We start from the raw sequence: 22,049 nt of genomic DNA, 5'->3' as shown, positions 1-22,049 counted from the left end.
ACTGTTCTTTCATCAGATGTCAACGTTTCCTTTTGACCTGTTACTGGATTATCAAATGCCTTGCTTTGTTTAACTGTTACATTTCCTGTTGGAAGCAAGCCGTTACTGTCTGCTAATTCATTTGCAGTAAATGTTACTCTTCCACTGCTATCTGCTGTTTTAGATGGAAGTTGTTTACCATTGATTGTCAAAGTAACTGTAGCGCCTGGTAAAGCGTCTGTTACGGTAATTCCTTTATTTGGAAGTCCACCTGTATTCGTTACCTGATCTGTTGAGATTTGTGGTGGGTTTGGTCTAACTTTGATAGTTACAGGAACGTTTGTTGCATTTCTTGGTTTATCCGTTGAACCTTGTGGTAAAGTAACTTTGACTTCTTTCTTATAGATACCCGGAGATGAAGCATCTGGTGCAGATACCCAAGTATAATCTGTGCCAGTTGGAATTGCTACACTAGAGTCAGAATTTTTAACTGCATTGCTCGGATTGGAAATAATATCATTGAGCGGAGTTGTATTACCAACCGTTGTAACATACTCTTGCTTAGCTACCGGATCAACTACTGTATAATTAAAGCTCACTGTACTTGTGAGGGCAGGATTTGCAGTTGTTACATCACCAAGTCGCCCTTTTGGATAAGTTGCTATTGCTTTATAGGTCGTGCTGTGGGTTGTAGCTGAATCTGCAGTTGTATGCCACACGCTACTAAAGGCTGGAGAGCCATCTTGTTTACGTACAGGTGTTGAGCGATTATCATTCAGTTGATATTCATAAGCAAATGTAGTCCCTGAAGGAAGAGGATTCGGCGACACCTTAGCATCATTATTTATATAGAAGCTTGAATATCCACCGATATTATTAGCATAGCTACCACCAACAGTTACATCCGTTCCCGGCACTGCTTTAAAGGCATAGAACTTACCTGGAACTCCATTGTTAGTTTTAGTCTCAATTTTTTGATAAACTGTGTACTTGTATGTTAAATCCGTAGTCTTTTTATCTGGGTGAGTTACTGTTAAGATCGCAGTACGAGGGTTCACGCCGTCTTTCATCGCTTCCATTGTAGGAGCTTGACCTTGTTTCCATGCAAACGTTGTCCCACTAGGGAAGTCAGATGCTCCGCCAACTGTGCGCACAAGACTTCTTGGATTTATCTTAGATAAAGGTTCGTCGCTAACTGCATAGAAGTGCTCAGTTGTCTTCTCCACACCATACTTAACATTATTTGTTACTGTATCCGTGGTTCCATCACGATAAGTAATGGTAACATCTCCATTATCAGCTACACTGATAGAACCTTCTTCAGATCCTTTTTTGTAGTCTGTACTTGAGAGAACGTTTGCATTGGCTGCTTTAAAGTTAGCCAATACTTGATCTTTTTCCGCCTGACTCAGATTTGTCGTATTATTAACTGCGACAGTCGCACCGCTTATAGGCGATTGACGCTCATTAAATCCGTGAATACGAACAGTCATAGTGGTCATTGTTTTTTGTCCGGCAGTATCATCAGCACCATACTCAATGTTATAGTCCCCAGGAGTCATCGGTTTCCAACCATTGTCCCGACCAATCGTACCATAAATCTCGGTTGTCCACTGCTTTTGTTCATAAACATAGGCTGTATTGAGTCCTGTTTTAGGATCTTGTTTAAGAGTCGCAAAGTTGATTTGTCCAGGGAAATTTTTTCCTTGTAAACCTGTTATAATAGGATTATTTCCTTTATAAAAGAATCTCAAAGCCTTATCATCTCTAAATACCATATTGATATTTACAGAATCATCATTGAAAACTTCAAGTAATTTTGGCAATTCAACTGTAGGGGGATTATCTGTTGCGCGTCCCTGATTTCTCACAGCACCGTTTTGACTTCCTGCTCTACCTGTATGGACATAAGAGGTCATCAAATTCGTGTAATTACCAGAAACATTCGTACTTGTAAATGGTTGACTACTTGTAGCAACTCGGGCATCCAATCTGGCATTGCTTGATTTTTCATTTACAGTGGCATGAACTTCAATCGTTGCCTCTAAATTTCTATTTAAATCATGACGTTTATTGAAAATGTACTCATTCCCTGAACCACCGCGCTTCTCCATTGGTTGATTATTAAAAGTAACACGGGTGATGGTCGTATTTGGATCTACATTGGCAAGTAAACCAGCATAATCCAAGGCATTATCTGAGTGCATATTGATACGCCAAATCACTTCATGTGTATTCTTATTATACTGACCTGATTCAAGCGAAGCCGATGTTCTATTGCTAGCAAACGTGTTCGTGATTAACGAAGTAGGCAAAGCTCTAGGATGTGCCCCATTGCCCATACGTTGACCATTTCGTGCATCACGCGTACCTGAATTGACTCTCAACACAGCATTAGCAATCGAGTTACGAGCAGAGGTCGCTAGTTTTACAGTTTCGGTCAAATCTGCCTTAGGATTAGCAAGAGCTGTCTCGATAGCAGTCACCGCAGCATTCACTTTCGCTATAGCTGCATCACTATTAGGTAAACCGACCGCTTTTGCTAGGTACTCACCCATTTCAGCTGAAAGTTTGGTTAACTTCTTACGATTTTCATCCTGTTGTTTAGCTGAAACTTCCGATGTTGCTATGGCACCAGCAGTCACTCCTGCCAAACTACTTATTTCTGCATTCGTATCAAGCAAACCTTTTTCCAATTTAGCTGATTCCAATACAGGAGCACCTAGCTTAGAGGCAGATAACCCTTCTTTAGCCAACTGACTTTCTTTTGACACAGACTCTGCTTTTCCAGAAGTTTCAGAAGCAGTAGTAGAAAGTGCACTATTACCTGACGCCACCATCGACTGACTAGAGCTTGCAGAAGTACTTGCTGAAACGCTAGCCGAAGTTGACGCGCTTTCTGAGGCACTTGTTGACATACTAGCAGAAGTGCTAGCGCTAGCTGATAGACTAGTGGATATTGATTCTGAGCTAGATACACTCTCGCTTACTGAATGAGACAGACTTGCCGAATTCTCCGCATCCACTTTTGCAGTTGTACCAAGGACAACTGTATCATGCGTTGCTAAAGCATCTGAACTATCTAACGTTTTTTCAAGGGCTACCGCTTCGTTTGCAAAAACTTTTGTCTGAGTAGCAACAGTCCCGCCTAATACGGCACCTGTTGCTGCAATACCTCTTATAATATCAAGACCTGTAATCGTTTGATTAGTTTGGTTTTCTACTACTTCGGTCATAACCTGAGTAGTATCCACACCACCACGTAAAACCTTGAATAAGCCAAAAAGAGAGGTTGAGGCTCTCAACCAATGCTTACCGGATTTTACCAGTTTGTATCGAGTCACACGATCAGTTTCGCGATATTGACCCTTTTGACGTCTGAAAAACATTTATTTTTTTCCTCCAAAAAAAGTACTATAGTAGTTATCTTAATGCAATCGTTTCCTATTATACACAAATCACTATGTTAAGTCAACTTATTTTTTAGTATTCTTGCTAAAAAAAAAAAGCATTTTCTGATTTGTTTTGTATGAATTCTTCATTGATAAACAAAATTAATATACTAGATAACTGAATCCCTTATTGACTGGTCTATAAAAAAGAAAAATCCATTATTTTTACCGATGAATACGTCATACTTATCCAAAATTAAAAAGAGCATCATTTTCCTTCGCATAGCCATATATATTGTATGTTATTCAAGGAACTCTTCGCTGTTTTCATTAGAATTAAGAGATAGTAAATTTCAAAGTATAAAGTATATAGTTTAACTACGATATTTCTTGAGCAAGCTGAGAACCAAAAAGGTTGCACTTTAGTAATGCAAATAGCTCGACCTACTAACTCTTACAAAAAAGCCCACAATACCACAAGGAAAAAGCCCATGAATATAGCATTCCTGGACTTCTCTTATCAGAATATTTAGATCAACCAACATAAAGGTTAGCGATTGTTAGATTACGACGCTGAGTTTTACGAATCGATACCATTCGTGGAATTTGCCTAGTGAAGCGTTTAGGTAAACCGATTGTTACACCACGACACGGAGTTTGGCAAATCGATTCCATTTACAAAACGTAGTTAGTAAAGCAGTTAGCTAGTTCGCTTCCTTTCCATTACGACGGAAAAATCCACCAATCGATAATATTCGTGGATTTTTCCTAGTGAAGCGTTTAGGTAGACCGCCATAGCGGTTACCTATTATTAGATTACGACACTGAGTTTTATAAATCGATTTCATTTGCCAAACGTAGTTAGCAAAGCAGTTAGCTAGACCGCGAAATAGCGGCTAGCGTCCAACAATTAGGAACTTTAGTTCCAATTGTTGGTACTGAGTTACATCTTCTCCTCCAACTCTACATCTGGATACTTATCCGCAAACCAGCGGAGGGCAAAGTCATTTTCAAAGAGGAAGACTGGCTGGTCAAAACGATCTTTAGCCAAGATATTTCGGCTTGATGACATCCGTTCATCCAAGTCTTCAGGCTTGATCCAACGAACGGTCTTTTTACCCATTGGGCTCATGACCACTTCCGCATTGTACTCGCCTTCCATACGGTGCTTAAAGACTTCAAACTGGAGTTGACCAACAGCACCCAGCATATACTCGCCTGTTTGGTAATTCTTATAAAGCTGAATGGCTCCTTCTTGCACCAATTGCTCGATTCCTTTATGGAAGGATTTTTGCTTCATGACATTCTTAGCAGATACTTTCATGAAAATTTCAGGTGTAAAGGTTGGCAGGGGTTCAAATTCAAATTTATTTTTCCCAACTGTCAAGGTATCTCCAACTTGATAAGTACCGGTATCGTAAACCCCGATGATATCTCCTGCTACAGCATTAGTCACATTTTCACGACTTTCCGCCATAAACTGAGTCACATTCGAAAGTTTAGCCCCTTTACCAGTACGAGGTAGGTTGACACTCATGCCACGCTCAAATTCACCCGATACGATACGGACAAAGGCAATACGGTCACGGTGACGAGGGTCCATGTTGGCTTGGATTTTAAAGACAAATCCTGAGAAATCCTTGTCATAAGGATCCACAATTTCGCCATCTATTTTCTTGTGCCCATGTGGTTCTGGAGCAAACTTGAGGAAGGTTTCAAGGAAGGTCTGAACACCAAAGTTAGTAAGAGCCGAACCAAAGAAGACAGGTGTCAATTCTCCAGCCAGAATAGCTTCCTCTGAAAACTCGTTCCCAGCTTCATTTAAAAGTTCAATATCATCCTTGACTTGCTCATAGAAAGGATTGCTACCAAAAAGCTCGTCTCCATCTTCAAGACTAGCAAAACGCTCATCACCCTTGTAAAGTTCCAAGCGTTGGTTATAGAGGTCATAGAGCCCTTCAAAGGCTTTCCCCATCCCGATTGGCCAGTTCATCGGATAGCTAGCAATACCCAAGACTTCTTCCAATTCTTGCAAGAGGTCCAGCGGCTCACGACCATCACGGTCTAGCTTGTTCATAAAGGTAAAGACTGGAATACCACGGTGTTTCACAACCTCAAACAATTTCTTGGTTTGGGCCTCGATACCTTTGGCAGAGTCCACGACCATGACCGCAGCATCCACCGCCATCAAGGTACGATAGGTATCTTCTGAGAAGTCCTCGTGCCCTGGTGTGTCGAGGATATTGACGCGCTTACCATCGTAGTCAAACTGCATAACAGATGAAGTCACCGAAATCCCACGTTGCTTCTCGATATCCATCCAGTCAGACTTGGCAAAAGTCCCTGTTTTCTTTCCTTTTACGGTACCAGCCTCACGAATCTCGCCCCCAAAGTAGAGCAATTGCTCAGTAATAGTAGTTTTCCCCGCGTCCGGGTGGGAGATGATGGCAAAGGTACGACGTTTCTTAATTTCTTCTTGAATATTCATAAGTTCTCTTTCTTTGATTCTCTATTTTTCTTGTTTCAATAGCTAAGAATGATTTCTACATTGGATTTTACCATTCCTTTCAACACTACATTATATCGGATTTTAGCATTTTTTTCAATTTCTATTTCTTTTCAGCTCCCCCTCCCTTATTTATAGGAAAATATGGTAAAATAGAACAGACTAAAAATCATCATTTCACGAAAGGATGCAAGATGAAAATTACGCAAGAAGAGGTAACACACGTTGCCAATCTTTCAAAATTAAGATTCTCTGAAGAAGAAACTGCTGCCTTTGCGACTACCTTGTCCAAGATTGTTGACATGGTTGAATTGCTGGGCGAAGTTGACACAACTGGTGTCGCACCAACTACAACTATGGCTGACCGCAAGACTGTACTCCGCCCTGATGTGGCCGAAGAAGGAACAAACCGTGATCGCTTGTTTAAAAACGTACCTGAAAAAGATAACTATTATATCAAGGTACCAGCTATCCTAGACGATGGAGGAGATGCCTAATGACTTTTAACAATAAAACCATTGAAGACTTGCACAATCTCCTTGTTTCTAAGGAAATTTCTGCAACAGAATTGGCACAAGCTACGCTTGAAGATATCAAGTCTCGCGAGACAGCTATTAACGCTTTTGTTACCATCGCTGAAGACCAAGCTCTTGCTCAAGCTAAAGCCATTGATAAAGCTGGAATCGATGCTGATAATGTCCTTTCAGGAATTCCATTGGCTGTTAAGGATAACATCTCTACAGACGGTATTCTCACAACTGCAGCCTCAAAAATGCTCTACAACTATGAGCCAATTTTTGATGCAACAGCCGTTGCCAATGCAAAAGCCAAGGGCATGATTGTTGTTGGGAAAACCAACATGGACGAATTTGCCATGGGTGGTTCAGGTGAAACTTCACACTATGGTGCGACTAAAAACGCTTGGGATCAAAACAAGGTTCCTGGTGGTTCATCAAGTGGTTCTGCCGCAGCTGTAGCCTCAGGACAAGTTCGCTTGTCACTTGGTTCTGATACGGGGGGCTCTATCCGCCAACCTGCTGCCTTCAATGGGATTGTTGGTCTCAAACCAACCTACGGAACAGTTTCACGTTTCGGTCTCATTGCCTTTGGTAGTTCATTAGACCAGATTGGACCTTTTGCTCCTACTGTTAAGGAAAATGCTCTCTTGCTCAACGCTATTGCCAGCGAAGATGCCAAAGACTCTACTTCTGCTCCTGTCCGCATTGCCGACTTTACTTCAAAAATCGGTCAAGACATCAAGGGTATGAAAATCGCTTTGCCTAAGGAATACCTTGGCGAAGGGATTGACCCAGAGGTTAAGGAAACCATTCTGAACGCTGCTAAACACTTTGAAAAACTTGGTGCTATCGTTGAAGAAGTCAGCCTTCCTCACTCTAAATACGGTGTGGCAGTCTACTACATCATCGCTTCATCAGAAGCTTCATCAAACTTGCAACGCTTTGACGGTATCCGTTACGGCTACCGCGCAGAGGATGCGACTAACCTTGATGAAATCTATGTAAACAGCCGAAGCCAAGGTTTTGGTGAAGAAGTGAAGCGTCGTATCATGCTTGGTACATTCAGCCTTTCATCAGGTTACTACGATGCCTACTACAAGAAAGCTGGTCAGGTTCGTACCCTCATCATTCAAGATTTCGAAAAAGTCTTCGCGGATTACGACTTGATTTTGGGCCCAACTGCTCCTAGTGTTGCCTATGACTTGGATTCACTCAACCATGACCCAGTTGCCATGTACTTGGCTGACCTCTTGACCATCCCAGTCAACTTAGCTGGTCTACCAGGAATTTCGATTCCAGCTGGATTCTCTCAAGGGCTCCCTGTCGGACTCCAATTGATCGGTCCTAAGTACTCTGAGGAAACCATTTACCAAGCTGCTGCTGCTTTTGAAGCAACAACAGACTACCACAAACAACAACCCGTGATTTTTGGAGGTGACAACTAATGAACTTTGAAACAGTCATTGGACTTGAAGTCCACGTAGAGCTCAACACCAATTCAAAAATCTTCTCACCTACTTCTGCCCACTTCGGAAATGACCAAAATGCCAATACTAACGTGATTGACTGGTCTTTCCCAGGAGTACTTCCGGTTCTCAATAAAGGTGTTGTCGATGCCGGTATCAAGGCTGCTCTTGCCCTCAATATGGACATCCACAAAAAGATGCACTTTGACCGCAAGAACTACTTCTACCCTGATAATCCTAAAGCCTACCAAATTTCTCAGTTTGATGAGCCAATCGGTTACAACGGCTGGATTGAAGTCGAGCTAGAAGACGGTACGACTAAGAAAATCGGTATCGAACGTGCCCACCTAGAAGAAGACGCTGGTAAAAACACCCACGGTACAGACGGCTACTCTTACGTTGACCTCAACCGCCAAGGTGTGCCTTTGATCGAGATTGTATCTGAAGCCGATATGCGTTCACCAGAAGAAGCCTATGCTTACCTAACTGCCCTCAAGGAAGTTATCCAGTACGCTGGTATTTCTGACGTTAAGATGGAAGAAGGTTCTATGCGTGTGGATGCCAATATCTCTCTTCGTCCGTATGGTCAAGAGAAATTCGGTACCAAGACAGAGTTGAAGAACCTCAACTCCTTCTCAAATGTTCGCAAGGGGCTTGAATACGAAGTCCAACGTCAGGCTGAAATCCTTCGCTCAGGTGGTCAAATCCGCCAAGAAACACGCCGTTATGATGAAGCTAACAAAGCAACCATCCTCATGCGTGTCAAAGAAGGGGCTGCAGACTACCGCTACTTCCCAGAACCAGACCTACCTCTCTTTGAAATCTCAGACGAGTGGATTGAGGAAATGCGGACAGAATTACCAGAGTTTCCAAAAGAACGCCGTGCGCGTTATGTATCTGACCTTGGCTTGTCAGACTACGATGCTAGCCAGTTGACTGCAAATAAAGTCACTTCTGACTTCTTTGAAAAAGCTGTTGCCCTAGGTGGCGACGCCAAACAAGTCTCTAACTGGCTCCAAGGGGAAGTCGCTCAGTTCTTGAACGCAGAAGGCAAGACACTTGAACAAATCAAATTGACACCAGAAAACTTGGTTGAAATGATTGCCATCATCGAAGACGGTACGATCTCTTCTAAGATTGCCAAGAAAGTCTTTGTCCACCTAGCTAAAAATGGTGGAGGCGCGCGTGAATACGTTGAAAAAGCAGGCATGGTTCAAATCTCAGATCCAGATGTCTTGATTCCAATCATTCATCAAGTCTTTGCGGATAACGAAGCCGCAGTTGCCGACTTCAAGTCAGGTAAACGTAACGCAGACAAGGCCTTCACAGGTTTCCTTATGAAAGCAACCAAAGGCCAAGCCAACCCACAAGTCGCCCTTAAACTACTTGCCCAAGAATTGGCGAAGTTGAAAGAAGATTAATATGTAAAAGAAACCAGCCCTGAGGTTGGTTTTTTCTCCCCTACCATCTCCCAATAACTATTTTGGCTTTATTTCCAGAACATTTTATGGTAAAATGAAGAGTAATAATATTTATTAAAGAGGTAAAAACATGATTGAAGCAAGCAAATTGAAAGCTGGTATGACATTTGAAACTGCAGACGGAAAATTGATCCGCGTTTTGGAAGCTAGCCACCACAAACCAGGTAAAGGAAACACGATCATGCGTATGAAATTGCGTGATGTCCGTACTGGTTCTACATTTGATACAAGCTACCGTCCAGAAGAAAAATTCGAACAAGCTATTATTGAAACTGTTCCAGCTCAATACTTGTACAAAATGGATGAAACTGCCTACTTCATGAACACTGAAACTTACGACCAATACGAAATCCCAGTCGTAAACGTTGAAAATGAATTGCTTTACATCCTTGAAAACTCTGATGTGAAAATCCAATTCTACGGAACTGAAGTAATCGGTGTAACTGTACCAACTACTGTTGAATTGACAGTTGCTGAAACACAACCATCTATCAAGGGTGCTACTGTTACAGGTTCTGGTAAACCAGCAACTATGGAAACTGGACTTGTTGTCAACGTTCCTGACTTCATCGAAGCTGGACAAAAATTGATCATCAACACTGCAGAAGGAACTTACGTTTCTCGTGCCTAATCTCTAGAAAGAGGTCATTCTATGGGAATTGAAGAACAATTTGGCGAAATCGTTATCGCTCCACGTGTACTTGAAAAAATCATTGCCATCGCAACTGCTAAAGTTGATGGTGTCCACTCATTTTCAAATAAATCCGTATCTGATACCCTATCAAAACTCTCTCTTGGTCGTGGCGTCTACTTAAAAGAAAGCAACGAAGAACTAACTGCTGACATCTACCTCTATCTTGAGTACGGTGTGAAAGTACCAAAAGTTGCTCTTGCTATTCAAAAAGCGGTCAAAGATGCTGTCCATGATATGGCTGATGTGGAACTTTCTGCTGTCAATATCCATGTTACAGGAATCGTTCCAGATAAAACACCAAAACCTGAGTTGAAAGATCTATTTAACGAGGACTTCCTCAATGACTAGTCCATTATTAGAATCTAGACGCGAACTTCGTAGATGCGCTTTTCAAGCTCTTATGAGCCTTGAATTCGGTACAGATATGGAAACAGCTTGTCACTTTGCCTACACACATGACCGTGAAGATGCAGATGTGCAAATCCCTGCCTTTCTTCTAAACTTGGTTTCTGGTGTTCAAGCTCAGAAAGACGAGTTGGATACACAAATCAACCAGCACCTCAAGTCAGGCTGGACAGTTGAACGTTTGACTTTGGTCGAAAAAAACTTACTACGCTTGGGAATCTTTGAAATCACATCATTTGATACACCTCAGCTGGTAGCAGTCAATGAAGCTATTGAACTTGCTAAGAATTTTTCAGATCAAAAATCAGCCCGTTTTATCAATGGACTGCTTAGTCAATTTGTAACTGAAGAAAATGAATAATCGAAAAGGTGTTTGGTCTTCCAAGCACTTTTTGACTTTCCCCTCTGCACAGAGTAATACTCTTCGAAAATCTCTTCAAACCACGTCAGCTTACATCTGCAACCTCAAAACAGTATTTTGAGCTAACTTCGTCAGTTCTATCCACAACCTCAAAGCAGTGCTTTGAGCAACCTGCGGCTAGTTTCCTAGTTTGCTCTTTGATTTTCATTGAGTATAAGAAGCACATAAAAACTAGAACTGGCAGTCAGTTCTAGTTTTTATATTAGTATTTTCTAAATCGTTGGTAACGTTCTTCCAACAACTCTTCTAGCGGTTTTTGTGAAAGTAGAGCTAGCTCATCTTGGAGTTCTTTTTTTACATTCTTAATCAGTTCTTTACTAGAAAGTCCTGCTTCAGAAATCACTTTATCCACCACGTCCATTTCTAACAGTTCATGCGAAGTGATTTTCATCAACTCTGCTGCTTCCATGGCACGAGTTCCGTCCTTCCATAGAATGGAAGCAAAACCTTCTGGGCTGAGAATGGCATAGATAGAATTTTCCAGCATCCAAACACGGTCTGCGACTGCTAGAGCCAGAGCCCCACCTGAACCACCTTCACCTATAATGATGGCGATAATCGGAACTTTCAGGTCACTCATTTCCATGAGATTGCGAGCAATAGCTTCTCCCTGTCCACGTTCTTCCGCTCCGACACCAGGATAAGCACCTGCAGTATTGATAAAGGTCACAACTGGACGACCAAACTTTTCAGCCTGTTTCATCAAACGAAGGGCCTTACGGTAGCCTTCTGGATGCGGTTGACCAAAATTCCGCTTGAGGTTATCTTGTAAACTCTTGCCTTTTTGGATACCAACCACTGTTACAGATTGATCTCCAAGCCAGCCGATACCACCAACAACTGCACCATCGTCACGAAAAGAACGGTCACCGTGTAATTGGATAAAGTCATCAAAAATGCCTGTCGCAAAGTCCAAGGTTGTCAAGCGACTCTGCTCACGCGCTTCTCTGACTATTTTTGCAATATTCATCTAGGACACCCTCCATGCAATCTGACTAGGCTAGCAATCGTATCTGGTAAGTCTCTTCTTTTGACAATAGCATCCACAAAGCCATGTTCCAATAGGAATTCTGCCTTTTGGAAATTCTCAGGCAAGCTTTCACGAACCGTGTTTTCAATCACACGACGCCCAGCAAAACCGACCAAGCTCTGTGGTTCAGCCAGAATGATATCGCCTTCCATAGCGAAAGAAGCTGTCACACCACCTGTCGTTGGATCTGTCAAAATGGTCAGATAAAAGAGACCAGCATTTGAATGGCGTTTAACTGCTGCAGAAATCTTGGCCATCTGCATGAGACTCATGATTCCTTCCTGCATACGGGCTCCACCAGAAGCTGTGAAGAGGACAACTGGCAATTTTTCGACAGTCGCATACTCAAACAAACGAGTGATTTTTTCACCTACAACTGTACCCATAGAAGCCATGATAAAATTGGAATCCATAATCCCAAGAGCCACAGTCTGACCTTTAATAAGAGCTGTTCCTGTCACAACGGCTTCATCCAGACCTGTTTTTTCACGCATAGCTTCTAGTTTCTTTTGATAACCAGGGAAATGCAAGGGATCCTTGCTTTCAATCCCTGTAAACAATTCCTTGAAGGTTCCCATATCAATCGTCAAAGCCAAGCGTTCTTGGGCAGAAATACGAAAGGTGTAGCTACAATGTGGACAGATACGCTCACTTCCCAGATCCTTCTGATAAATGGTATGCTTACAACCCGGACACTGGGAGAATAATTCATCTGGAACCTCTGGCTTGGCTTGAGGTTTTTCCCTAACCGAACGATTGGGATTGATTCGAATATACTTATCTTTTTTACTAAATAGAGCCATTGATTCCCCTTTTCGATTTAAACTCTTGAAGTCATTTTATTCTTTTTCTTGATACTTGGGTAAAAAGGTTTCCATCAAGAAGGAAGTATCATAATCTCCAGCAATGACATTGCGATCTGAAATGAGGTCAAGCTGGAAATCCGCATTGGTCTGCACTCCCTCAATCTCTAGTTCATAGAGGGCACGCTGCATTTTCATCAAAGCATCAAAACGATTCTCTCCATGAACGATGACTTTGGCAATCATACTATCATAATAGGGGGGAATGGTATAACCTGGATAAACTGCTGAATCTACGCGCAAACCAACTCCTCCACTTGGCAGATAGAGATTGGTAATCTTACCTGGACTTGGAGCAAAGTTGAAGGCTGGATTTTCAGCATTGATACGACATTCAATAGCATGACCTCGTAGAACAATATCTTCTTGCTTAACAGACAGAGGTTGACCTGCCGCAATGCGAATTTGTTCCTTAACGATATCCACACCTGAAACAAATTCTGTTACTGGATGTTCTACTTGTACACGAGTATTCATCTCCATAAAATAGAATTTACCGCTGGATTCATCAAGCAGAAACTCAATGGTCCCTGCATTCTCATAGCCAACAGACTCTGCCGCTCGAACAGCAGCAGCACCAATTTCATGGCGTAGCGTTTTTCCGATTGCAATCGAAGGACTTTCTTCCAAAACCTTTTGATTATTCCGTTGAAGAGAACAATCCCGTTCACCCAAGTGAATCACATGTCCATGCTCATCTCCTAGGATTTGAACCTCGATGTGACGAGCTGGATAGATAACCCGTTCTATATACATGGCACCATTGCCATAATTAGCCTTGGCTTCGCTAGAGGCAGTTTCAAAGGCGGAAACGAGGTCTTCTGGTTTTTCAACCTTACGAATCCCTTTACCACCTCCACCTGCTGAAGCCTTGAGCATAACAGGATAGCCAATTTCTTCAGCAACAATCAAGGCTTCTTCAGAATTATGCACTTCTCCATCTGAACCTGGTATAACAGGCACGCCTGCTTTAATCATCTGAGCACGCGCATTGATTTTGTCTCCCATCATATCCATGACATGACCAGATGGGCCGATAAACTTAATCCCCACTTCTTCACACATGGTTGCAAATTTGGAATTTTCACTGAGAAATCCAAAACCGGGGTGAATGGCTTCTGCCTCAGTCAAGACTGCAGCTGATAGAACCGCATTAATATTGAGATAAGACTCTGTTGCCTTGCCAGGACCGATACAAACTGCTTCATCTGCCAAAAGCGTATGAAGGGCTTCCTTATCAGCAGTTGAATAAACCGCCACCGTCGCAATCCCCAATTCACGCGCCGCACGGATAATACGAACCGCAATTTCACCACGATTGGCAATTAAAATTTTTCGAAACATGGAGAACCTCCTTAGTTCCCTATTGCAAAGGTAAGAGTACCACTGGCTGCAAGCTTGCCATCCACTTCAGCCTTTGCTTCAACCACGGCAATGGTCCCACGACGTTTTACAAAAGTCGCTGTCATAACTAATTGGTCGCCTGGTACAACTTGCTTCTTGAACTTAATCTTGTCCATACCAGCGTAAAAGACCAGTTTCCCCTTATTTTCAGGTTTTGACAACTCCAAGACACCAGCTGTTTGCGCCAAGGCTTCCATAATCAAAACACCTGGCATAACTGGGTATTGAGGGAAATGACCATTAAAGAAGGGCTCGTTAATGGTCACATTTTTGATGGCAACAATGGTGTCCTCGCTCACTTCCAACACACGGTCTACTAGGAGCATAGGATAACGGTGGGGAAGGGCTTCTTTGATTCCTTGAATATCGATCATTTGATTCGTACCAATCCTTTACCAAATTCAACCATTTCTTCATTAGAAACGAGAATTTCCGTTACCACACCATCCTTAGGTGCTGGAATTTCATTCATGACTTTCATAGCTTCGATGATCACCAATGTTTGACCTTTTTTGACACTATCACCAACTGTGACGAAGGCAGGTTTATCAGGACCAGCAGCCAAGTAAGTCACTCCAACAAGTGGGCTCTCTACAAGATCTCCCTCAGCAGCCACACTTGTTTCAGCTGGAGCTTGAACTTCTTCTGTTACAGGCTCTGCTGAAGCAGATGTAGGAGCTACTGGACTCGGTGTTGTTAGAACGGGCGCTGGTGCGACTTGAGCTGCAACTTCAGATACCAGTCTCGCTTCATTCTTGCTAAACTGTAACTCATCCGTCCCATTTTTATAAGAAAATTCTCTCAAACTTGACTGGTCAAATTGGGCCATCAAGTCTTTAATATCGTTTAAATTCATACTTATTTATTCTCCCAACGTTTGAAAGCAAGAACTGCATTGTGGCCACCAAAACCAAAAGTATTTGAAATAGCGTATGGAATTTCTTGCTCCAAGCCTTGTCCATAAACGACATTGGCTTCGATATAATCTGATACTTCACTTGTTCCAGCTGTCATTGGTACAAAGTTATGACGCATGGCTTCGATTGTGACGATAGCTTCTACCGCGCCTGCAGCCCCCAGCAAATGTCCTGTGAAAGACTTGGTTGATGATACAGGTACTTCCTTACCAAGAACAGCTACTATCGCACCACTTTCTCCTTTTTCATTGGCAGGAGTTGACGTTCCGTGAGCATTGACATAGGCTACTTGCTCTGGAGAAATCTCAGCTTCTTCCAAGGCTAGTTTGATGGCCTTGATAGCTCCCTGACCTTCTGGATGTGGTGAGGTCATGTGGTAGGCATCACAGGTATTTCCGTAACCAACTACTTCGGCAAGGATAGTTGCCCCACGTTTTTCCGCGTGTTCAAGGCTTTCAAGAACCAACATCCCTGAACCTTCACCCATGACAAAACCATTACGGTCCTTATCAAATGGAATAGAAGCACGACTTGGATCCTCTGTAGTAGAGAGAGCTGTTAGGGCTTGGAAACCAGCAATAGCAAAAGGTGTGATAGAGGCTTCTGAACCACCTACCAACATAACATCTTGGAAGCCAAACTTAATTGAGCGGAAGGCATCCCCAATCGCGTCATTTGATGAAGCGCAGGCAGTATTGATGGATTTACAAACACCGTTTGCTCCAAAACGCATAGCAACATTTCCTGAAGCCATATTTGGCAAAGCTTTTGGAAGGGTCAATGGTTTCACACGTTTTGGCCCTTTTTCATTGAGACGAAGCACTTGATCTTCAATTTCCTTGATTCCACCAATACCAGAGGCAACGATAACACCAAAACGATCCTTGTCAATAGCCTCTACATCTAAATTGGCATGATTAACGGCTTCTTGGGCTGCGTACAAGGCATACAAAGAATAGTTATCGAAACGATTGGTATCTTTCTTAACAAAGTATTTATCAAAAGGAAAATCTTGGATTTCTGCTGCATTATGCACATCAAAGTCACTATGATCAAATTTTGTAATTGGTCCAATTCCGATTTTTCCAGTTGTCAAACTATTCCAAAATTCTTCTGGTGTATTTCCGATTGGAGATGTCACTCCATAACCTGTTACTACTACACGATTTAGTTTCATCTTTTTTACCTCTAGCTTCTGCTACATACTGAGGCCGCCATCAATGGCAACCACTTGACCAGTTAGATAATCTTGGCCTGCTAAAAATACTGTTAAATCTGCAACCTGCTCTGCCTGCCCAAATTCTTTCATAGGAATTTGCGCCAGCATGGCATCTTTTACCTTATCTGATAGAACAGCTGTCATATCGGACTCAATCATTCCAGGAGCAATAGCATTAACCCTGATATTGCGATTGGCCACTTCACGCGCCACAGACTTAGTAAAACCAATCAAACCAGCCTTAGAAGCTGCATAGTTAGCTTGACCGATATTTCCCATCAAACCAACAACACTAGACATATTAATGATAGCACCTTCTCTGGCTTTCATCATCGGTTTCAAGACTGATTGTGTCATGTTAAAGGCACCAGTCAAGTTAACCTTGAGTACTTTTTCAAAATCTGCTTCTGTCATCTTGAGCATAAGGGTATCTTGGGTAATCCCTGCATTGTTGACCAAAACATCTACTGAACCCAGCTCTGCAATAGCTTGCTCAACCATACGCTTAGCGTCTGAAAAATCCGACACGTCTCCTGAAATAGGAACCACCTTGACACCATAGTCTGCAAACTCGGATAGCAAGTCCTCTGAAATTGCCCCACGGCTGTTTAAGACAATGTTGGCTCCTGCTTGAGCAAACTTGTGAGCAATGGCAAAACCAATTCCACGACTCGAACCTGTAATAAAGATATTTTTATTTTTTAGTTGCATTCTTTTCTCCTGTTTCCTTTTGTATTTATGGGAGAAGGGATTACTTGTTTTCTAGCAAAGTTTCCAAACTAGTCTGATCTTCAACAGTGGCTAGTTTAGCTGTCTTATCAATTTTTTTGACAAAGCCTGACAAGACTTTCCCCGGTCCAATCTCGATAAAGTTGGTTACGCCTGCTTCTTGCATAACTGCAATACTTTCATAGAAACGAACTGGTTCCTTGACCTGACGCGTCAAGAGTTGAGCAATGTCTTCTTTTTTCATAACAGCTGCTTCTGTATTGCCGACTAGGGGACAAGTGAAATCTGAAAAACTTACTTGAGCTAGAGTTTCAGCTAGTTTCTGGCTAGCAGGCTCAAGGAGAGCGGTATGAAAAGGTCCTGACACCTTGAGAGGAATCAAGCGTTTAGCTCCTGCTTCCTGCAAGAGTTCAACAGCTCGATCGACTGCAACCACTTCTCCACCAATCACGATTTGTGCAGGTGTATTATAGTTGGCTGGAGTAACCACTCCAAGTTCAGAAGCTTTTTGACAGGCTTCCTCAATGTCCTCTACTGGTGTATTAAGAACTGCCACCATCTTGCCAGAGCCAGCAGGAGCCGCTTCTTCCATATAGACGCCACGCATAGCTACCAAAGCAACCGCTTCTTCAAAATCCAAGGCACCGCTGGCTACCAAGGCAGAGTATTCTCCAAGGGACAAACCAGCAACCATGTCTGGCTGATAGCCCTTTTCTTGCAATAATCGGTAAATAGCAACTGAAGTTGCTAAAATAGCTGGTTGCGTATAGCGGGTCTGATTGAGTTTTTCTTCCTCCGTATCAATGAGATGACGTAAATCATAACCAAGTACCTGACTCGCTTGATCAATCGTCTCTTTGACAATAGGGTAGTGATCATAGAGATCCCGTCCCATACCTAGATACTGGGCACCTTGACCAGCAAATAAAAAGGCCGTTTTAGTCATTTCTTACAACTCCTGCCCAACGAGAGGCTTCTTCTTGAATTTTCTTAGCTGCTCCGTAATACAAATCTTTTAGGATTTCTTCAGCTGTTTCTTCTTTGGAAACAAGCCCTGCAATCTGACCTGCCATGACAGATCCGCCATCCACATCTCCGTGAACAACCGCTTTAGCTAGAGCACCCGCTCCCATTTGTTCAAAAATTTCCAAATCAGGATTTTCTTGTTTAAAGGCATCTTTCTCAGCTTTTTCAAAATCACGAGTCAATTGGTTTTTAATAGCTCGAACTGCATGCCCAAAGTGTTGAGCTGAAATCGTAGTATCAATATCTCTAGCTTTTAAAATTTTCGCCTTATAATTTGGATGGGCATTAGATTCTTTGGCAACGACAAAACGCGTTCCAACCTGAACAGCCTCTGCACCTAGCATAAATCCAGCTGCAGCACCTTCACCATCCGCAATTCCTCCTGCAGCAATAACAGGAATAGATACAGCGGCAGCAACCTGACGCACCAAGGTCATGGTAGTTAATTTACCGATATGTCCCCCAGCTTCCATTCCTTCTGCAATAACAGCATCCGCACCGATTTTTTCCATGCGTTTAGCTAGGGCAACACTTGGTACAACAGGAATGACTGTGATCCCAGCTTCATGGAAGCGTTCCATGTATTTGCCAGGATTTCCTGCGCCTGTTGTCACTACCTTAACACCTTCCTCGATAACGAGATCTACAATATCTTCCACAAAGGGAGACAAGAGCATGATGTTGACACCAAAGGGTTTATCCGTTAACGATTTGATCTTGTCAATATTTGCCTTGACAACTTCTTTCGGGGCATTCCCCCCACCGATAATCCCTAGTCCTCCAGCCTTGGAAACAGCCCCTGCCAAATCACCATCAGCGACCCGAGCCATTCCTCCTTGAAAAATAGGATAATCAATGTTCAATAATTCTGTAATACGCGTTTTCATAGTGCCTCCATCGTTTCTTGCTTACGTAATAGTTCGATACTGTCATAATTTGAAAATCAAACTATTGCCTAAACAAGAGGGAGCGGGTTTCCCTACTCCTTCTATCTTATATTCTGCTTATACTCTTCGAAAATCAAATTCAAACCACGTCAGCGTCACCTTGCCGTACTCAAGTACAGCCTGCGGCTAGCTTCCTAGTTTGCTCTTTGATTTTCATTGAGTATTATTTTGTTTGCTCTTCAACGTAGGCAACCAAGTCACCAACTGTTTTCAGGTCATCTTCTGCTTCGATTTGGATATCAAAAGCATCTTCGATTTCTGAGATTACTTGGAACAAGTCCAATGAATCTGCGTCCAAATCATCAAAAGTTGATTCAAGTGTTACTTCTGATGCGTCTTTTCCAAGTTCTTCAACGATAATTTCTTGTACTTTTTCAAATACTGCCATGATAGGACTCCTTTAAAATAAATAGTTTTTTATAACAATGTGTTCACCACATGATTACCTAAATTGTTAGAATGAGCGTGCCCCAGGTCAAGCCTCCACCGAAGCCTGATAGCAAAACAGTTTGGCTACCATCTAAAGGGATGAGACCTTGTTCTACACACTCTGAAAGTAAAATCGGGATACTTGCTGCACTGGTATTGCCATATTCCATCATATTGGCTGGAAGCTTGTCTCGATCGACACCGATTTTTCTAGCCATCTTATCCAAAATACGGTCATTAGCCTGATGAAGTAGCAGATAATCCAAGTCTGTCGCCTCTATAGGAGATTCATCAATAGTCTGTTTGATAGACTTGGCTACATCCCGAATAGCAAAATCAAAGACTGCGCGCCCATCCATCTTCAAAAATGAATCTGCATTTTCTTGATCTGAAAATGGAGAATGCAAGCCTGAATGTCCATAGGTCAGACACTCGCTACGACTCCCATCACTATTGAGACTCTCAGCCAAAAAATGCTCTTTCTCGCTAGCTTCTAGCAAGACTCCACCAGCACCATCTCCAAACAATACAGCTGTTGATCGGTCTGACCAATCGACTGCTTTAGAGAGGGTTTCACTACCAATCACCAAGCCTTTTTGAAAGCGACCAGAAGCGATAAACTTTTCAGCAGTTGATAAGGAAAATACAAATCCACTGCAAGCCGCTGTTAGGTCAAAAGCAAAGGCCTTATTAGCACCAATATTGGCTTGGACACGAGCAGCTGTAGAGGGCATCATCGAATCTGGAGTAATAGTAGCTAGGATGATAAAATCCAGCTCTTCTCCTGTGATTCCAGCTTTTGCAATCAATTTCTTAGCAACCTCTGTAGCCAAATCACTAGTAGATTCTGTTCTTGAAATATGCCTTTGTCGTATTCCCGTCCGACTTGAAATCCACTCATCATTGGTATCCATAATCTGAGCCAAATCATGATTTGTAACCACTTGCTCTGGCACATAATGAGCAACCTGGCTTATTTTTGCAAAAGCCATTATCTCAAATCCTCCAAAAATTGATAAAGATTGGTCAACCCTTTGCTCATAACATCAATTTCTTCCTTACTCATACCATCAATGATTTTTTCAACCATGGCCTTGTGGAAGCGTTTATGTAGTCTATGAACCAAGCGCCCCTTCTTTGTCAAATGCAGATGCACCACACGACGATCCTGCTCTGAGCGAATGCGTTCAATGTAACCCTTTCGTTCAAGATTATTCAGACTCGTCGTAACCGTCCCAAGAGTCACCATCAACTCTTTCGACACTTGACTTGGCGTCACATCTGGGAATTTTCCAATTACATCGATTGTATGGACTTCTTTGATGGAGATATCCTTGAAACGACTACCCCTCAAGCTAACTTCCTCAATAACGAGGACATTGTTAAATATAGATGTTAAATATTCATTAATTCGTTGGTAGTCCAATCTCTTTTCCCTCCTTTTCAAAAAACTTTCACAATCAAAACATTTGACAGAAAAATTATATCAAACTTCAAAGAACAGTGCAAGTATTTTTTTATTTTCCAGTAAATTTAGGTCTTCTTCTCTCCGAATGAGCCCGAACTCCCTCTTTGAAATCCTCTGTTTTCGCTAGTGATTCCTGTAAGTTCAGTTCTAAAGTAGCGTAACTCTGCCAATCTTTAAATTGACTCTCCCAAACCAACTTCTTAATAGCAGCATAGGAATTAGCTGACCCGCGTCTCAATTTTTTAAGAAGCTGTTCTCTGGTTTTTTCTAACTTATCAGCTTCACAGACGCGATAAACCAACCCCCATTCTAAAGCTTTTTCTGCGTTCAAAGCCTCTCCTGTCATAGCTAATTGAGCAGCACGCGACACACCAATACTTCGACTCAAGAGATGAATTCCCCCTGCATCAGGAGCCAAGCCAACCCCAACAAAGGCTTGGATAAATTTAGCCTTATCCGTTGCCAAACAGAAATCTGCTGCTACAGCCATATTGGCTGCGGCACCTGCAACAGCCCCATCAACCTCCATCAAGACAGGTTTGGCTATTTGCTTGATTTTATAGGAAATAGTATTGACTAATTCTGCGATTTTCGTCAATGATGGAATATCATCCTCATCCACCGCCCGCTTCATCTCAACCAAATCTCCCCCAACAGAGAAGACTTTGCCATTCGCGTTGATTAAGACAAAATGCACAGCCGGATCCTCTTCTGCCAAAGTCAGAGCTTCTAAAATCTCCTCACACATAGGGATATGAAAACCATTCGCGACCTCAGGACGATTCAAGGTAAGGATTGCCAAGTCCTCATCAAGCTGATAAATAATGTGTTCCATCGGGACTCCTTTTTATTTTATAAGCAGTTTATACTCTTCGAAAATCAAATTCAAACCACGTCAGCTTCGCCTTGCCGTAGGTATGGTTACTGACTTCGTCAGTTCTATCCACAACCTCAAAACAGTGTTTTGAGCTGACTTCGTCAGTCTTATTTACAACCTCAAAGCAGTGCTTTGAGCAGTCTACGGCTAGCTTCCTAGTTTGCTCTTTGATTTTCATTGAGTATTAAATTATTTTATTTTCAAAGTATATCTTTTTTAAAACTCGAAAGCAAGAAAAAATCAACTGAAAGTGTCTCAGCCGATTAGAAAGGCTCGCT

Annotated in this window: 22 protein-coding genes; 6 read left to right on the top strand and 16 right to left on the bottom strand. The window is 42.3% G+C overall.

Annotated features, from left to right (window positions below):
• Both QM424_RS05580 and QM424_RS05575 read right to left on the bottom strand, forming a co-directional pair.
• Positions 1-3,368 (bottom strand): accessory Sec-dependent serine-rich glycoprotein adhesin (locus QM424_RS05580; protein WP_414393522.1); only part of this gene is annotated, 3,368 nt, incomplete at its 3' end.
• Positions 3,369-4,314: 946 nt separating this feature from the next.
• A complete protein-coding gene (locus QM424_RS05575) occupies positions 4,315-5,859 on the bottom strand; it encodes a peptide chain release factor 3 (protein WP_414393520.1) in 1,545 nt (514 codons plus the stop codon).
• Positions 5,860-6,071: 212 nt separating this feature from the next.
• On the opposite strand from QM424_RS05575, the gene gatC reads away from it, so the two are divergent.
• From gatC to nusB, 6 genes are all read left to right on the top strand, one after another.
• Positions 6,072-6,374, top strand: a complete 303-nt coding sequence (gatC, locus tag QM424_RS05570; protein ID WP_000705424.1) for an Asp-tRNA(Asn)/Glu-tRNA(Gln) amidotransferase subunit GatC — start codon at positions 6,072-6,074, stop codon at positions 6,372-6,374.
• A complete protein-coding gene (gatA, locus tag QM424_RS05565; protein ID WP_414393517.1) occupies positions 6,374-7,840 on the top strand; it encodes an Asp-tRNA(Asn)/Glu-tRNA(Gln) amidotransferase subunit GatA in 1,467 nt (488 codons plus the stop codon). Before gatC ends, gatA begins: the two co-directional genes overlap by 1 nt.
• Positions 7,840-9,282: an Asp-tRNA(Asn)/Glu-tRNA(Gln) amidotransferase subunit GatB gene (gatB, locus tag QM424_RS05560; RefSeq protein ID WP_414393515.1), complete on the top strand. Its 1,443-nt coding sequence runs from the start codon at positions 7,840-7,842 to the stop codon at positions 9,280-9,282. The genes gatA and gatB overlap by 1 nt, the downstream gene beginning before the upstream one ends.
• A gap of 130 nt (positions 9,283-9,412) precedes the next feature.
• Complete coding sequence (efp, locus tag QM424_RS05555) at positions 9,413-9,973, top strand: elongation factor P (protein ID WP_000568643.1); 561 nt, start codon at positions 9,413-9,415, stop codon at positions 9,971-9,973.
• 21 nt (positions 9,974-9,994) lie between these two features.
• Entirely contained in the window at positions 9,995-10,384 is a 390-nt protein-coding gene (locus QM424_RS05550; RefSeq protein WP_023938546.1) for an Asp23/Gls24 family envelope stress response protein, read from the top strand.
• The gene (gene nusB / locus QM424_RS05545) at positions 10,377-10,802 is read left to right on the top strand and encodes a transcription antitermination factor NusB (RefSeq protein ID WP_261032180.1); all 426 of its coding nucleotides are present in this window, start codon (positions 10,377-10,379) and stop codon (positions 10,800-10,802) included. The genes QM424_RS05550 and nusB overlap by 8 nt, the downstream gene beginning before the upstream one ends.
• Positions 10,803-11,064: 262 nt before the next feature.
• On the opposite strand, the gene QM424_RS05540 is transcribed toward nusB, so the two are convergent.
• From QM424_RS05540 to QM424_RS05475, 14 genes are all read right to left on the bottom strand, one after another.
• The gene (locus QM424_RS05540) at positions 11,065-11,832 is read right to left on the bottom strand and encodes an acetyl-CoA carboxylase carboxyl transferase subunit alpha (RefSeq protein WP_414393512.1); all 768 of its coding nucleotides are present in this window, start codon (positions 11,830-11,832) and stop codon (positions 11,065-11,067) included.
• Positions 11,829-12,695, bottom strand: coding sequence for an acetyl-CoA carboxylase, carboxyltransferase subunit beta (gene accD, locus QM424_RS05535; RefSeq protein WP_414393510.1), 867 nt, complete (start codon positions 12,693-12,695; stop codon positions 11,829-11,831). The genes QM424_RS05540 and accD overlap by 4 nt, the downstream gene beginning before the upstream one ends.
• Positions 12,696-12,731: 36 nt before the next feature.
• Positions 12,732-14,099, bottom strand: coding sequence for an acetyl-CoA carboxylase biotin carboxylase subunit (gene accC / locus QM424_RS05530; protein WP_153223014.1), 1,368 nt, complete (start codon positions 14,097-14,099; stop codon positions 12,732-12,734).
• A gap of 11 nt (positions 14,100-14,110) precedes the next feature.
• Positions 14,111-14,533, bottom strand: coding sequence for a 3-hydroxyacyl-ACP dehydratase FabZ (gene fabZ, locus QM424_RS05525; RefSeq protein ID WP_414393506.1), 423 nt, complete (start codon positions 14,531-14,533; stop codon positions 14,111-14,113).
• Positions 14,530-15,015, bottom strand: coding sequence for an acetyl-CoA carboxylase biotin carboxyl carrier protein (gene accB / locus QM424_RS05520; protein ID WP_414393504.1), 486 nt, complete (start codon positions 15,013-15,015; stop codon positions 14,530-14,532). Before accB ends, fabZ begins: the two co-directional genes overlap by 4 nt.
• A gap of 2 nt (positions 15,016-15,017) precedes the next feature.
• Positions 15,018-16,253, bottom strand: coding sequence for a beta-ketoacyl-ACP synthase II (fabF, locus tag QM424_RS05515; RefSeq protein ID WP_261045616.1), 1,236 nt, complete (start codon positions 16,251-16,253; stop codon positions 15,018-15,020).
• A 21-nt stretch (positions 16,254-16,274) separates the two neighbouring features.
• A complete protein-coding gene (gene fabG / locus QM424_RS05510; protein WP_414393502.1) occupies positions 16,275-17,006 on the bottom strand; it encodes a 3-oxoacyl-[acyl-carrier-protein] reductase in 732 nt (243 codons plus the stop codon).
• Positions 17,007-17,046: 40 nt separating this feature from the next.
• Positions 17,047-17,970, bottom strand: coding sequence for an ACP S-malonyltransferase (gene fabD, locus QM424_RS05505; protein ID WP_414393500.1), 924 nt, complete (start codon positions 17,968-17,970; stop codon positions 17,047-17,049).
• Complete coding sequence (gene fabK / locus QM424_RS05500; protein WP_414393498.1) at positions 17,963-18,937, bottom strand: enoyl-[acyl-carrier-protein] reductase FabK; 975 nt, start codon at positions 18,935-18,937, stop codon at positions 17,963-17,965. The genes fabD and fabK overlap by 8 nt, the downstream gene beginning before the upstream one ends.
• A gap of 223 nt (positions 18,938-19,160) precedes the next feature.
• Complete coding sequence (locus QM424_RS05495) at positions 19,161-19,385, bottom strand: acyl carrier protein (protein WP_000257838.1); 225 nt, start codon at positions 19,383-19,385, stop codon at positions 19,161-19,163.
• Positions 19,386-19,443: 58 nt separating this feature from the next.
• The gene (locus QM424_RS05490; RefSeq protein ID WP_414393496.1) at positions 19,444-20,418 is read right to left on the bottom strand and encodes a beta-ketoacyl-ACP synthase III; all 975 of its coding nucleotides are present in this window, start codon (positions 20,416-20,418) and stop codon (positions 19,444-19,446) included.
• On the bottom strand, positions 20,418-20,852 hold the full coding sequence (gene fabT / locus QM424_RS05485) for a fatty acid biosynthesis transcriptional regulator FabT (RefSeq protein ID WP_414393494.1): 435 nt from the start codon (positions 20,850-20,852) through the stop codon (positions 20,418-20,420). The genes QM424_RS05490 and fabT overlap by 1 nt, the downstream gene beginning before the upstream one ends.
• A 91-nt stretch (positions 20,853-20,943) precedes the next feature.
• Positions 20,944-21,729 carry an enoyl-CoA hydratase gene (locus tag QM424_RS05480; RefSeq protein WP_414393492.1) on the bottom strand — a complete coding sequence of 262 codons (786 nt, stop codon included), beginning with the start codon at positions 21,727-21,729 and terminating at the stop codon, positions 20,944-20,946.
• Positions 21,730-21,757: 28 nt separating this feature from the next.
• Positions 21,758-21,949, bottom strand: coding sequence for a hypothetical protein (locus tag QM424_RS05475; protein WP_101781566.1), 192 nt, complete (start codon positions 21,947-21,949; stop codon positions 21,758-21,760).
• Between the last annotated feature and the right edge of the window lie 100 nt (positions 21,950-22,049).

Origin of the sequence: Streptococcus mitis (assembly GCF_047464945.1) — a bacterium.
Classification (GTDB): Bacteria; Bacillota; Bacilli; order Lactobacillales; family Streptococcaceae; genus Streptococcus; species Streptococcus mitis_EA.
Note: the sequence above shows the minus strand (reverse complement) of the source record. Positions and strands in the feature narration are given on the sequence as shown.